Consider the following 14,339-nt stretch of genomic DNA (forward strand, 5'->3'; position numbering starts at 1 on the left):
TTTGGGCTGGTTCTTTTGTTTTCTTGTATTTTCACTCGATAAAATAACTAAAATCTTTGATCAATCTTTCATTTTAATATTCTAAACATTTGCTTAAATACTAAAATCCTAAACAGTTTGCCAAAATATTAAGCATTTCCTTTGAACTTTGCATGCTAAACTATGCTGCGGTCGTATTAAGGATTGGTTTATGCAGTTTGTTCATCTCGGTATTTATACAGAATTTTCGATTACAGAGTCGATTGTTCGCATACCCGACTTGGTCAAGGCTGCTGTAAAGGATGAAATGCCTGCACTGGCTCTTACAGACTTATCAAACCTTCACGCTGCCGTAAAGTTTTATAACTCTTGCCTTAAAAAAGGTATTAAACCTATTTTAGGTAGTACCATACGTCTTAATGATGCTCAGCATCGTGTAACTTTACTTGCAATGAGTAATGTTGGCTGGAAAAGCCTGACCGAAATCGTTTCACGCGGTTTTATTGAAGGTCAACAACTCAGTATCCCTTGTGTACAAAAAGAATGGGTACTTGAACAGCATCAAGATATTATTGTTCTGTTAGGTCAACACAGTGATGTTGGTCAAATGCTTTGCTCATCTAACCCACAAAAAGCTGAACCTTTACTTGAAGAGTGGATTGAAAAGTTTGGTAATCGTGTTTATCTTGCTTTAACACGTACTGATCGTCCTGGTGAAGAAGACTTTATTCAAGAAGCAGCAAAACTTGCTGCCAAATATAATGTTGGTGTAGTGGCACACAATGATGTGCACTTTGTAGAAAAAGAAGATTTTGAGGCACATGAAGCACGTGTTTGTATTGCTGATGGTTATGTATTAGCAGATGATCGTCGTCCACGCTTATATAGTCCTGAACAGCATTTTAAAACCTCCGATGAAATGATCGAATTGTTTTCTGATATCCCAAGTGCTATCGAAAACACCTACAATATTGCAAAACGCTGTAATGTTAGCCTACAACTTGGTACCTACTTTTTACCTGATTACCCAATTCCAGATGGATTTACCATCGACACTTACTTTGAGCATTTGTCAAAAGTAGGTTTAGAAGAACGCTTAGATTACCTGTATCCTGTTGAAAAACGTGGTGAAGACTGGCCAGAAATTCGTAAACCTTATGATGAACGAATTGATTATGAAGTTGGAATTATCCTTAAGATGGGATTCCCTGGTTACTTCTTGATCGTAATGGACTTTATCCAGTGGGCTAAAAATAATGGCGTTCCTGTTGGTCCTGGCCGTGGTTCAGGTGCAGGTTCATTAGTAGCCTATAGCTTAAAAATTACTGACCTTGACCCACTTCGTTATGACTTGCTTTTCGAACGTTTCTTAAACCCAGAACGTGTATCGATGCCCGACTTTGACGTCGATTTCTGTATTGCTGGTCGTGACCGTGTTATCGACTATGTATCACGTACCTATGGTCGTGAAGCAGTTTCGCAAATTGCAACTTTCGGTACAATGGCTGCAAAAGGTGCGATTCGTGACGTTGCACGTGTTTTAGGTAAATCTTACGGGTTAGCTGATCGTATTTCAAAAATGGTGCCGACTAAGCCACTTGGTGTAGATTTGGCAACCGCTATTGAGATGGAACCTCAGCTTAAAGATATCGTCACTAACCCATCTAACCCAGATAATGATGATGCCAGTGAAATCTGGGAAATGGCATTAAAACTTGAAGGTATCACTCGAAATACTGGTAAACATGCCGGTGGTGTTGTTATTGCACCCGGTAAGATTACCGATTTCTCGGCTGTACTATGTGATGAAGACGGAACCAGCCGTGTTGCACAATACGATAAAGACGATGTAGAAGCCGCTGGTCTGGTAAAATTTGACTTCTTGGGTTTACGTAACTTAACCGTTATTGAAGATGCTATTCAAAATATTAATAAAAATCGCGATAGCAATGACCCTCTAAACATATCTCACGTCCCACTCGACGACGCTAAAGCATATTCTGTGTTTGCCGATGCAAATACAACAGCGGTATTCCAGTTTGAATCCGTCGGCATGAAACGAATGCTTAAAGAGGCACGTCCAAGCAAATTCGAAGAAATTATTGCGTTCGTATCTTTGTATCGTCCGGGCCCAATGGACCTGATTCCTGACTTTATTCATCGTATGCATGGTGGGGATTTTGAATATCTTCATCCTTTGCTTGAAGGCGTATTAGAGCCAACCTACGGGATTATGGTTTATCAAGAACAGGTAATGCAAACTGCACAGATTTGTGCGGGTTATACGCTCGGTGGCGCTGACTTACTTCGCCGTGCAATGGGTAAAAAGAAACCTGAAGAAATGGTGAAACAACGCCAAATCTTCCTTGAAGGTGCTGGACAAAAAGGTATTGATGAAAGCACCGCCAACCATATCTTTGACTATATGGAAAAGTTCGCGGGCTATGGTTTCAACAAATCACATGCGGCTGCTTATGCCCTTGTTGCATACCATACAGCATGGTTAAAAGCTCATTACCCTGCCGAGTTTATGGCAGCGGTAATGTCATCGGAAATGCAGAACACTGACAGCGTCGTATTTTTGATTGATGACTGTCGAAATAATGGACTCGAAGTTCTACCTCCGTCAGTTAACATGTCGACTTATCATTTCCATGCCAGTGATGATAAAACTATTGTTTATGGTTTAGGTGCAATTAAAGGTGTTGGTGAACAGGCAATGCAGTCTGTTATTGACTCACGCCGTCAACAAGGGCCTTATACAGACCTATTCGACTTCTGCCACCGTATTGATTTGAAAAAAATCAATAAACGAACCTTAGAAGCGCTTATCCGTGCTGGTGCACTAGATTGTTTAGGTATTGAACGTTCTAGTTTAATGGCTCAACTGCCAGAAGCAGTACAAGCAGCCGAACAAGCACGTAGTAACCGTGAAAGCGGCATTATGGACTTATTTGGTGAAGTTGAAGAAGTTCAGCGTAAACCCGCTAAGCCAGTTAAACCATGGAGTGATGAAGTTCGTCTTAAAGGCGAAAAAGATACGCTTGGTTTGTATTTAACAGGTCACCCTATTGATGTTTACCGTCAAGAACTCAAAGCCTTTATTCCAGCAAAACTTAATGAAATTACTGCGACTCGTCGTGGGGTAACAACTGTTTATGCGGGTCTGGTTCTCGATGTAGCCAACTTCCCAAATCGCGTGGTTATTGTGCTAGACGATGGTACAGCACGTATTGAAGTTAGTTGTAATCATGAACGCTTCCAGCGCTTTAAAGATATCATACAAGTTGAACATGTAGTTGTCTTTGAAGGCGAGATTTATGAGCGTGAAGGCTTTGATCGTCCAATGGGGCGTTTAAACAAAGCCTTTAACTTAAATGAAATTAGACAAAAACGTGCCAATAGCATTCAAATCAAGTTAACCAATGATTTAATGCAACCAAGTTTGGCAAAAGATCTACAAAATATCTTATTGCCTTATTGCAATGTTGATATGCATCAGCATATTGCACTAAATTTACACCTTGACCAAGCATATGCTCAGGCCGAGCTTCAACTTGGCCCACAATGGAAAGTCGCTCCTTTAGATGAACTTCTAGCCAAGCTAAGAGATTACTTTGGTAAAGATAATATTCATGTTGAATATCAGGTAAAATCTAAGGCAGCTAAAGCAGCAGACCCTGTTCGTCCACAACCTGTTGCCTCACCTCCTGTGGACATGACTATTGATGATGCATTGGATTCATACCAAAGCGAAGTTTCTCAATATTCGTAATTTCTGGAAATCTTATGAGTTTGTTTGACGACACCGCTGTGTCAAAACAATTAGCACAAGTGCGTATTGTGATGGTCAATACCACTTTGCCTGCTAATATTGGCAGTGCTTTACGCGCAATGAAAACAATGGGCTTGAGTAAGTTGGTTCTTGTTTCACCAAAGACCTATCCACATCCAGATATTCAAGCGCTTGCTGCTGGTGCACAAGATTTATTAGAACAAGTCGAAATTGTTGAAACGCTCGAAGACGCGATTAAAGATTGTCATTTAGTTTTTGGAACCAGTGCTCGAAGTCGTACTATTCCATGGCCATTGCTTGATGTACGCCCTGCTTCAAAAGAAGCAATTAAAGCTGCTTCGCAAGGCCAACAAATTGCAATTGTTTTTGGACGTGAAGACCGCGGCTTAACCAATGAAGAATTAGCTTTGGCAAACTATCACCTTACTATTCCTGTAAATTCGGATTATGGTGTACTGAACGTTGCCCAAGCGATTCAAGTTGTATGTTATGAACTTCGCATGTCAGTATTAGAACAAAAAGAACTTGTTTCTGATGATGGACAAATGCCACTTGCACAAGGTCAAAGCATGCAGTGGGATGAGCCTTTAGTGACTCAGCAGCAAATGGAAGAGTTTTATCCTCATTTGGAAAAAATGCTGACTGAAATTGAATTTTTAGATCCAGAAAATCCACGTTTATTACCTTTACGCTTGCGTCGTTTATTTGGTCGTATACAATTAGATCGTATGGAATATCATTTACTTCGCGGTATTTTTAGTCGAGTTCAAGCCCTCACAAGCGGCAAATGGAAAAAAGCATCATCGGACAAGGAGGATCAATCCAATGCTTAAACAGCTTAAAGAAGATATACAGGCTGTCTTCGCGCGAGATCCTGCTGCACGAAATACGCTCGAAGTACTTACCAATTATCCCGGTATTCATGCCCTAGTGTTGCATAGACTTGCACATGAACTTTGGAAAAAAGATTGCAAAGGGACTGCCCGCTTTGTATCAACATTTAGTCGTTTTGCAACAGGAATTGAGATTCACCCTGGTGCAAAGATCGGCAAACGTTTTTTTATCGATCATGGTATGGGTGTTGTGATTGGTGAAACTGCCGAAATTGGTGATGACGTTACGCTATATCATGGAGTTACCCTAGGCGGTACGACATGGAAAAAAGGTAAACGCCACCCAACTCTAGAAGATGGTGTAGTCGTTGGTGCTGGTGCAAAAATTTTAGGACCTTTTACAGTTGGTAAAGGCGCTAAAGTGGGTTCAAATGCTGTGGTGACAAAAGCTGTTCCCGCTGGTGTAACAGCCGTTGGTAATCCTGCGCGCTATATTTATAAAGATGCTGATAAAACCAAAGATCAAGATGAAGCACGCCGTCGTGATTATGCTCAGAGTATTGGTTTTGCCCCGTATGCGACCACTGCTGATCAATCTGATCCGATTTTAGAAGGAATGCGAGTTTTACTTGATCGTATTCAACACAACGAAACACGTATGAATAATTTGTGTCAACGCTTATCCGAACTTGACCCAACTTTCAAAAAAGAAAGCCAAGATGAACAACCTTTTAGCGATGAAGAGCTAAAAATTCTTGAAGAAGTTCGTCGTGAATGCGGTGCGCAAAACAAGACATCAAAAACGTAATATTCTTGATTCATAATGTAACACGCTTACCCTTGCATGTCGGTTTAGGTTTTCCTAGACTTAGCTGTACCAAATCTGACTTTACTAAAATGAACGGAAGATCCTATGAATTTAAAGCCATTGGCGTATTTACTCCTTGCAACTTCTAGTTTAACAGCGTGTACAATGGCGCCTGTAAAAGAACAAAAAAATGAACCTTTTGTTTTCAAGGAACCTGACCTTACTCCTCCATTTTATGCTTTAAACCCATTTAATTATGATGCTCCGCCAGCATTTGAAGTTGCTTTAAAAGATGCTGCTGCTCAGCCTGTAACCAAAATGGTAGTAACTCGTCAGGATGATCCAACTAAATCGCTTACTTTAGATACAAATAAACTGATTGTACCTACAATTAATAGTTCACAACGTTCAGTGAAGTACGCAGTTTTAGCTGGCGATAATGAAATTGATGTGACAGAAATTGACGACTTCTTACAGCTTGTAGAAGGTAAAGCTCGTCATTACCCGCCTCGCTTTACAGACCGTCAGGAACGTAAAGGTTTTGAAAGCAAACTTAAAGAAGTGACTCAGCGCTTAGATACTTTAGCTGCTAATCCAAATGCTTCATTTGATATTTTAATTCGAGCATTCAAAGCAAGCGTACTTGCACGTAATTTAGATTTAGGTACTGTCCACACAACTAAATCTTTAGAATATGCTCAAAGACTTTTAAAAATTAGCCCAGACGATCCGGAAACGAATTTCTGGTTTGGTTTTGGTTTATCTGAAGGTGGTGGTCAGCGTGAAGCCATTCCATATTTAGACAAAGCCATTAAAGGCAATGTTCAAGAAGCATATTTAGCCGCTGCAAATAACTATATTGCAATGGAACAAAAGAAAAATGCGATTCAGACTTTAAAAAATTATAAAGTTAAATACCCTGATGAAGCTGAAGTAGCTGACCGTTTAATTCAAGAAATTGAAAAACAAGGTCGTTGGAATGTATGGCAAGTTTTAACAAACCCAGCTATGACACCAGCTACCCCAGCTCAACCTGCAAAAAAATAAGTTTAAACTTTAAAAAAGGGCTGATTTGACAGCCCTTTTTTATATTTGATCAATTGAAAAAAACTTTAAAATTTGTATGATCGGCATATTACTGATCCACATATTTGACCATAATGTTTGTTAGAAAAAGAAATTCAGCGCTCTTCACGGTCATAATCCTCGGTTCAATTCTCGGTGGATGTCAGGTCGTCAATGTTAAGCAGCAAGCTCTCAACGTTACTATTGCAAATGAACGTAATAGTATTCTTACGCAAGATAAACTGAGTGAAGCAAGTCTTAACGTTTTGTCTATGTCAGGGCAAGAAGCCAAAACCTGTACAGACTCCCCTGACACCTGTGTAAATCAACTCAAAAACCTTCCTCAAATTTTAGACGAACAGCTTTTATCTACTGCGAGCGAAATGTATCTCGCAAAAGCGATGGCTTTATCAGATTCTTCCGAGTGTAAAATTAGTCGATTCACTAAACACAAAGCGACTGATGAACAAAAAGCGATTCAGAATAAATATGACGATTGCTTAGACCAACAATTAACCTTTCTCGATAAGAGCATTCGTTATAGCTATGCCTATCTGTTTTCAACAAAACGTCAGCCGACCGATCGTATTTTTGATAACAGACAAGTTCAAATACGCGACTTTTATAATCAAGCCATTGCCAAAATGGTCAGTGTGTATGATTTAAGATACCCCAAAAAAAATGTGGTAGAGCCGCAAATCCATATTGGCAAGAGTGTTTATTCAATCGACTTTGAGTTTCATAGACAATTATCAGGCCAAAAATTAGAGAAATTAATTTCGAGCTATAACTTAAATTTTTCAGGGTTAAGAACAATTAACCGTCGTGACGGTTTCGGTTCTGAGTTTGTCGCCGTTTTTCCGAGCTCAGGAAAAGAAGATATTAATGAATATATTTTAGATCCTCTCAATTACAGCTATAAAAATGGTGTGAATCCGAATATTCACCATGCACGTTATTTAGCTGCAACGATCGTGGCTGAGCCTAAAAATGCCAAAACTGTTCAAGACATTATAAATAACCCAGAATTTGTAATTCGAGTTTATGATCCTTATCGCACCGATAATATTAATGTCGCAGGTAAGCAATACCCTCTAGCTGCGAACTTCTCTGCACCTTATGGTTTATGGTTAGCTGAAAATAACTTAGGCGTAGCGGCTTATTTAAGCCTGATTGATCGTGATCAGCATTTAACCATGCCGCATTTATATATGCTCGAACCTTATAATCCAAACAAAAAAATTATTGTGTTGGTACATGGTTTGGCAAGTAGTCCCGAGGCATGGATTGCGCTCACCAACGATGTAATGGGTGATACTGTTTTAAGAGATAACTATCAAGTTTGGCAAGTTTTCTACTCGACCAACATGCCAATTTTGGAAAGTCGCTTCCAGATTTACGCTCTGCTTAAACAAGCGTTTGGTTCGCTAAACCCAAGTGACCCTGCTGCACATGATGCTGTGCTTGTAGGCCATAGTATGGGTGGTATTATTAGCCGTTTACTGGTCAGTGATGGTGATATTACTCAACCAGCCTTAAAACTGATGACTGTACGTCAACAGAACCGTTTCAAGAAACACCCTATGGTTACTGAACGATTGCAAATGCATTCGATTGGAAACTTTGATCGCGCAATTTTCTTGGCATCACCTCACAGAGGTACAGATTACGCTGATCGATGGTTTACGTTAGCTGCTCGTAAAATTATTCGTTTGCCGGGAGCTTTTTTATCTGCTGTAGCGACATCCCTAACCACTGAAAATTTAGATGTTAAAGATTTCTTGAGTAATATTGATAATGGTCTAATTCAAAATGGACCAAGTGACTTAAGCCATCAATCTAAATTTATGGAACTTACAGAAAATATTAATCCGCACCAAGGATTAGTCTTCCACTCTATTATGGGTAACATTACCAAAAGTGATGATCCAAATTTGATTACCGATGGTATTGTTCCTTATAAAAGCGCTCATTTAGACGGTGCAAAGTCTGAGAAAGTCCTTCCAGGTGGACATTCTATTCAATTAACACCACAAGCTGTATTAGAGTTACGTCGTATTTTACGAGAACATTTAGTCGAACACGGTTTATATAAACCATGAAAATGAAAAAAGAGCCAAAGGTAATCCTTTGGCTCTTTCGTTTGGGAACTAAATTTTACTGCCCAGAGCGAATGATGTAATCAAACGCAGAGAGTGATGCTTTAGCACCTTCACCTGTAGCAATAATGATTTGCTTGTAAGGCACAGTCGTACAGTCACCCGCAGCAAATACACCTTGTACATTGGTTTCGTTGCGGTCATTGACAATGATCTCACCCCGGTTGGTTAACTCAACCTCACTGTCTTTTAAGAAGTCAGTGTTTGGTAATAAACCAATCTGTACAAAGATCCCTGCAAGTTCCACTACATGCTCTTCATCAGTCGCACGGTCTTTATATTTAAGACCAGTCACTTGTGAGCCGTCACCTAACACTTCTGTACTTAAGGCATTCATAATTACAGTGGTGTTCGGCAAGCTATGCAATTTGTTTTGTAAAACTTGGTCTGCACGAAGTTTAGTGTCGAACTCAACCAAAGTCACATGTTCAACAATCCCTGCAAGGTCAATTGCTGCTTCAACACCTGAGTTACCACCACCAATCACGGCGACACGTTTGCCTTTGAACAATGGACCATCACAGTGTGGGCAGTACGCAACACCACGGGTACGGTATTCAGCTTCACCCGGTACATTCATTTCTCTCCAACGTGCTCCTGTTGAAAGGATGACAGTTTTCGATTCAAGTTTCGCACCGTTTTCAAGTTCAACTTCAACCAAGCCATTTGCTGTTTGGTTGGCACCCGTGATTTTGCTAACACGTTGCAGGTTCATGATATCGACATCGTATTCACGAACGTGTGCTTCCATCTCGGCAGCAAACTTAGGACCTTGAGTCTTTTGCACAGACGTGAAGTTTTCAATGTCCATGGTATCCATCACCTGACCACCGAAGCGTTCAGCTACGATACCAGTGTTAATACCTTTACGTGCTGCATAAATTGCAGCTGTTGCACCCGCAGGTCCACCACCAATCACCAATACATCAAAAGCATCTTTGGCATTGAGTGCTACTGCATCTTTTTCAGCTGAATTGGTATCAAGTTTTGCCACAATCTCTTCAAGGGTCATGCGACCTTGACCAATGTGTTCGTTGTCTTGAAATACCATTGGTACAGCCATGATTTTGCGTTGTTCAACTTCATCTTGGAAGAATGAACCGTCAATCATGGTTGCCGTTGTGTTCGGATTGTAAATGGCAATCAGGTTAAGCGCCTGTACCACGTCCGGACAGTTATGACAGCTTAACGATACAAACACATCAAAGTTGGCTTTGAGGTTTAGGCCTTTAATTTGGTTGAGCACTTCATCAGAAACTTTAGGGGCATAGCCAGAGACTTGTAACAGCGCCAAGATCAAAGATGTAAACTCATGGCCCATCGGTAAGCCAGCAAAGAACACACGAGGCTGTTCATCTGCTTTAGCCACACCAAAGCTTGGACGACGTGTATTGTTGCCATCAAAACGGGCAATCACCTTGTCAGAAAGCTCAGCGATTTCTGTCACTAACTCTTTAATTTGAGCAGCTTTATCTGATTCATCTAAAGCAGCCACTAATTCGATTGGACTTTCTAAACGTTCTAAGTAAGCTTTTAATTGAGTTTTAATGTTTTGATCTAACATCTGTTTTTACTCCAATGCATCCAAATTCTTTCAATAGATGCATAGTACGTTAAAACACAAAATAGGTAAAACAGTATGTTTTTATATATTTAATCGGTTTTTTAGATTTTATTCTTTTCATTCAAAAAAAACCAACCTGAACTTATCCCAGCGCAGGTCGGCAAACTGGTTAAACTAAAGTAACACCACACCAAATACCGCCCCAGCAATCAAGACATGTAAAGGATGAACTTTTTTAATTAAAGATAATAGAGTTGCAATGACTACCATAATAATAAGTAAAGTATTTATTGCTGCTGCCTCAGAAATAATCCAAGCACTGGCAAGCACCGTCCCCACTGTGACGGGTTGCAAAGCAAGCTGTAAAACACGGCGCCATTTTTTATCTTTGAACTTAGACCAGCCTCTCATTACAAATACCGTAATAAGAGATGAAGGTAGAAATTTAGCGGTAGAGGCCACAAGTAAACCTGACAGTCCTGCTACATGCCATCCCACCAATGGTACAATCATCATGTTCGGTCCGGGAGCTGCTTGAGCCATAGCAAACAAAGCACTAAATTCTTGTGCAGTCATCCAATGATGAATATCAACCACTTGACGCTGCATTTCGGGCAAAATCGTGTTTCCGCCACCAAAAGCTATAAGAGACAACTGAGTAAAAATGATCGCTAAAGCAAGTAGAACTGCTCCCATTACACACGTCTCCAAATAATAGATGAATAAAGTGCCAATAGAATCAACATAGTCAAAAGCAAAGAAATTTTTAGAAAAGCAATACTGATAATTGCAGCCACGACAACACACATCGCTATCGGGTTACGTAATAATGGTTTCAACATTTTTAAGCCAGTTGCTACCAGAAGCCCTGCTGCTGCTGCTCCTAACCCTTCAAAAAGATGCTTAACCATTAAATTATTTTGGAACTGCTCATAAACATAATGTAAAAGTACAACAATAACAGTAGGTGCAAGGATCAGACCAATGAGCGAGCTCACTGCACCACGAACACCCCGAAACTCCATGCCAATCGCAACCGAGAGATTAATAATGTTGCCCCCTGGTAAGAATTGACACAGACCAAGTAACTCAGTGAATTTTTCAGGGCTTAGCCACTGTCTCTGCTCTACAATGACTTTTCTTGCTAAAGGTAAAACACCACCAAATCCAATTAAACCTAATGTTAAAAAACCTAAAAATAACTCTGTGCAGGTGGGTACACTCTCCTTCCGCACGGCAATCTCAACATGGTTCATTTTCGTTACTTTTCACTTTATCTGACCAAGATAGAATGATACTTTTGTGATATATCTACAAATGCTTTTATTTTCACTAAGCATACCCTAAAGGTATTTCTATGCTCGATTTACATAAGCTTCACGCCTTTGTAGTAGTGGTTGAAGAAAGAAATATTACGCATGCAGCAAATCGATTGTTCATACAACAACCGCCTCTAACGCGTTTACTCAAAAAACTTGAAGAAGAACTCGGTACACAATTACTTATTCGTCAACCGCGCGGGATTGAACCAACTGAGGCAGGTCTAGCTTTATTTAAAGAAGCACAGCTTTTATTAGAGCATGCTAAACATATACCCCAACTTGTCCAAGATGTTAGCCAAGGCAAAACTGGACAACTCAATATTGGTTTTACAAGTTCCGCAGGTTTACATCCGCTTATTTCGCTGGTATTGCGCTCATATCGTGAAATGTACCCAGCTGTACAGACTAAACTTGAAGAAGCAGGCAGCCAAAAGCAATTAGATTGGTTAATTTCAGAAAAGCTTGATATTGCGTTTTTAAGAGCGCCGATTAGTCGTGATATTGGTTTGAAACATCTGCATATATTAGATGAGTCAATGGTAGTAGCATTGCCTATAGACCATCCACTTACAAAAAGAGAGAAAATTCGTTTAGTTGACTTATCTGATGAGAATTTTGTTTTATACCGTCGCTCTTCAGGGCAAGGCTTATATGACAATATTTTATATAGCTGCTATCAAGCAGGATTTAGTCCACGCATTGTTCAGGAAGCACCTCGACCTACCGCAACATTAAATTTAGTCGCTGCCGGAATTGGTATAACGATTGTACCAGCATCAATGCATAACTTTTGGGAACATGGAATTGTCTATCGAGAATTTGATGATTCAATAAAACTGAATGCGCCTATTTACTTGATTACACGAGAAAATGAAAACTCGGCTAAAGTTTCAAACTTTATTGAACTTATGCAAAAACTTTTGCCCACAATCACCTGAGTGTAAAAACCAAGCAATAAAAAGTGCCCCAAGTGGAGCACTTTTTTATGAAACTATTTATTTTTGATTTACTCGTTTTGACAGCTCTTCTGCCGATTCTTTGCGCTCAGAATAGCGATCTGTCAAATATTCTTTTTGCCCACGCGTTAATAATGTGAACTTATACAGTTCCTCCATCACATCAACTATTCGATCATAGTAAGAAGAAGGTTTCATACTGCCATCTTCTTCAAACTCTAAAAAAGCTTTAGCAACTGAAGACTGATTTGGGATGGTAATCATACGCATTCAACGACCTAAAATACGCATTTGATTGACTGCATTAAAAGATTGCGAACCACCACTAACTTGCATGACTGCTAGGGTTTTACCCTGAGTTGCACGGATTGCTCCAGCTGCTAAAGGAATCCAGTCAATTTGAGCTTTTAAAATAGAACTTATCGCACCATGACGTTCAGGCGAACACCACACCATGCCTTCTGCCCAAGCTAATAGTGTATGTAATTCTTGGACTTTAGGATGATCTGTTCCTGCATCCTCAGGCAAAGGTAAACCTTTAGGATGAAAGATTTTGACTTCAGCACCTAAATATTCAAGGATTCGGCCAGCAGTCAGCACAGCAAAACGACTATAAGAGCGTTCACGATTAGAACCATATAGCAATAAAATGCGAGGTGGATGCTCAAGCTGCTGCGCTTGAACTTGCTCAAATGCAGGCTTATCTAGAAGATCTAATGCTACATTTGATAAATCATTATTAGGACTGTTCATGTAAGAAATACTTTTTCTTGAGCCAAAGAGAAACTGTAACGAGTGAAATTAAAACTGGCACTTCAACCAACGGCCCAATCACTGTAGTAAATGCTACAGGTGACGCTAAACCAAATGTTGCAATCGCAACGGCTAAAGCGAGCTCAAAGTTGTTACCCGCAGCGGTAAATGAAATGGCAGTGGTACGTGGGTAGTTATTCCCCATACGTTTACTCATAAAGAAGCTAATGAAGAACATAACGACAAAGTAAATCGTGAGCGGAATCGCAATACGTAATACATCCAAAGGTAAGCTCACTACATCCCCACCTTTTAGACTAAACATCGCCACAATAGTAAAAAGTAAAGCAATTAAACTAATCGGGCTGATCTTTGGTAAAAATTTACTTTGATACCATTCCAACCCTTTCGACTTGACTAAAATCAAACGCGTCAAGAATCCCATTAAAAATGGAATACCTAAGTACACCAAAACCGCGTGTGTAATCGTCCAGAAATTCACATCAATGACTTGCCCTGCCACACTAAAATACGGCGGCAAAAAGGTCAAAAATAGCCAAGCATACGTACTGAAAAATAAGATTTGGAAAATACTATTAAAAGCAACCAACGCTGTAACGTATTGGTTATCACCGCAGGCTAAACCATTCCAAACCAATACCATGGCAATACAACGTGCTAAGCCTATCAAAATAAGGCCCGTCATATACTCTGGATAGTGATGTAAGAAAATAATCGCAAGGATAAACATTAAAACTGGAGCAATAATCCAGTTTTGTACCAACGATAGAGTTAAGGTTTTCTTATCTTTAAATACTTCTGGTAAGGCAGCGTAATCAACCTTTGCTAAAGGTGGATACATCATCAAAATTAAGCCGATTGCGATCGGTATATTAACGTTATCTACACTTAGTTCATTCAAAGACACAGATGCCTGAGGAAAGAAAACTCCAATGGCTAAACCTAAAGCCATTGCAATGAAAATCCATAGCGTCAGGTTTCGATCTAAAAATGAAAGCCCTTGTCTGGTCATGTTCTACTCGAAGAAAGAATTGATTAATTTTGCTCAATACACAAATGATTGATACACCTATGCTAGAAATC

10 protein-coding genes and 1 pseudogene are annotated in these 14,339 nt (G+C 39.8%); 6 read left to right on the forward strand and 5 right to left on the reverse strand.

Annotated features, from left to right (window positions below; translation table 11 throughout):
- Positions 1–190: 190 nt before the first annotated feature.
- From dnaE to AC056_RS15155, 5 genes are all read left to right on the forward strand, one after another.
- Positions 191–3,754, forward strand: coding sequence for a DNA polymerase III subunit alpha (gene dnaE, locus AC056_RS15135; RefSeq protein WP_077164069.1), 3,564 nt, complete (start codon positions 191–193; stop codon positions 3,752–3,754).
- 14 nt (positions 3,755–3,768) lie between these two features.
- Positions 3,769–4,608, forward strand: coding sequence for an RNA methyltransferase (locus AC056_RS15140; RefSeq protein ID WP_077164070.1), 840 nt, complete (start codon positions 3,769–3,771; stop codon positions 4,606–4,608).
- The gene (gene cysE / locus AC056_RS15145) at positions 4,601–5,416 is read left to right on the forward strand and encodes a serine O-acetyltransferase (protein WP_004702199.1); all 816 of its coding nucleotides are present in this window, start codon (positions 4,601–4,603) and stop codon (positions 5,414–5,416) included. Before AC056_RS15140 ends, cysE begins: the two co-directional genes overlap by 8 nt.
- Before the next feature lie 105 nt (positions 5,417–5,521).
- Positions 5,522–6,463 (forward strand): ABUW_2363 family tetratricopeptide repeat lipoprotein, encoded by a 942-nt coding sequence (locus AC056_RS15150; RefSeq protein ID WP_004702201.1) that lies wholly within the window; start codon positions 5,522–5,524, stop codon positions 6,461–6,463.
- A gap of 113 nt (positions 6,464–6,576) precedes the next feature.
- Positions 6,577–8,583: an esterase/lipase family protein gene (locus tag AC056_RS15155; RefSeq protein ID WP_077164071.1), complete on the forward strand. Its 2,007-nt coding sequence runs from the start codon at positions 6,577–6,579 to the stop codon at positions 8,581–8,583.
- A 55-nt stretch (positions 8,584–8,638) separates the two neighbouring features.
- On the opposite strand, the gene ahpF is transcribed toward AC056_RS15155, so the two are convergent.
- From ahpF to AC056_RS15170, 3 genes are all read right to left on the reverse strand, one after another.
- Positions 8,639–10,204, reverse strand: coding sequence for an alkyl hydroperoxide reductase subunit F (gene ahpF / locus AC056_RS15160; RefSeq protein WP_077164072.1), 1,566 nt, complete (start codon positions 10,202–10,204; stop codon positions 8,639–8,641).
- Positions 10,205–10,378: 174 nt separating this feature from the next.
- Positions 10,379–10,900 (reverse strand): chromate transporter, encoded by a 522-nt coding sequence (locus AC056_RS15165; RefSeq protein ID WP_004702206.1) that lies wholly within the window; start codon positions 10,898–10,900, stop codon positions 10,379–10,381.
- Positions 10,900–11,460: a chromate transporter gene (locus AC056_RS15170; RefSeq protein WP_019458913.1), complete on the reverse strand. Its 561-nt coding sequence runs from the start codon at positions 11,458–11,460 to the stop codon at positions 10,900–10,902. Before AC056_RS15170 ends, AC056_RS15165 begins: the two co-directional genes overlap by 1 nt.
- Positions 11,461–11,561: 101 nt before the next feature.
- Between AC056_RS15170 and AC056_RS15175 the strand changes: the two genes are divergently transcribed.
- Positions 11,562–12,464, forward strand: coding sequence for a LysR family transcriptional regulator (locus AC056_RS15175; RefSeq protein WP_019458912.1), 903 nt, complete (start codon positions 11,562–11,564; stop codon positions 12,462–12,464).
- 57 nt (positions 12,465–12,521) lie between these two features.
- On the opposite strand, the pseudogene arsH reads toward AC056_RS15175, so the two are convergent.
- Together arsH and arsB are read right to left on the reverse strand one after the other, a co-directional pair.
- Positions 12,522–13,235 (reverse strand): annotated as a pseudogene (gene arsH / locus AC056_RS15180) (arsenical resistance protein ArsH).
- Positions 13,222–14,268: an ACR3 family arsenite efflux transporter gene (arsB, locus tag AC056_RS15185; RefSeq protein WP_077164073.1), complete on the reverse strand. Its 1,047-nt coding sequence runs from the start codon at positions 14,266–14,268 to the stop codon at positions 13,222–13,224. Before arsB ends, arsH begins: the two are co-directional and overlap by 14 nt.
- Positions 14,269–14,339 lie beyond the last annotated feature (71 nt).

It is taken from the genome of Acinetobacter genomosp. 33YU (assembly GCF_001990725.1).
Classification (GTDB): Bacteria; Pseudomonadota; Gammaproteobacteria; order Pseudomonadales; family Moraxellaceae; genus Acinetobacter; species Acinetobacter seifertii.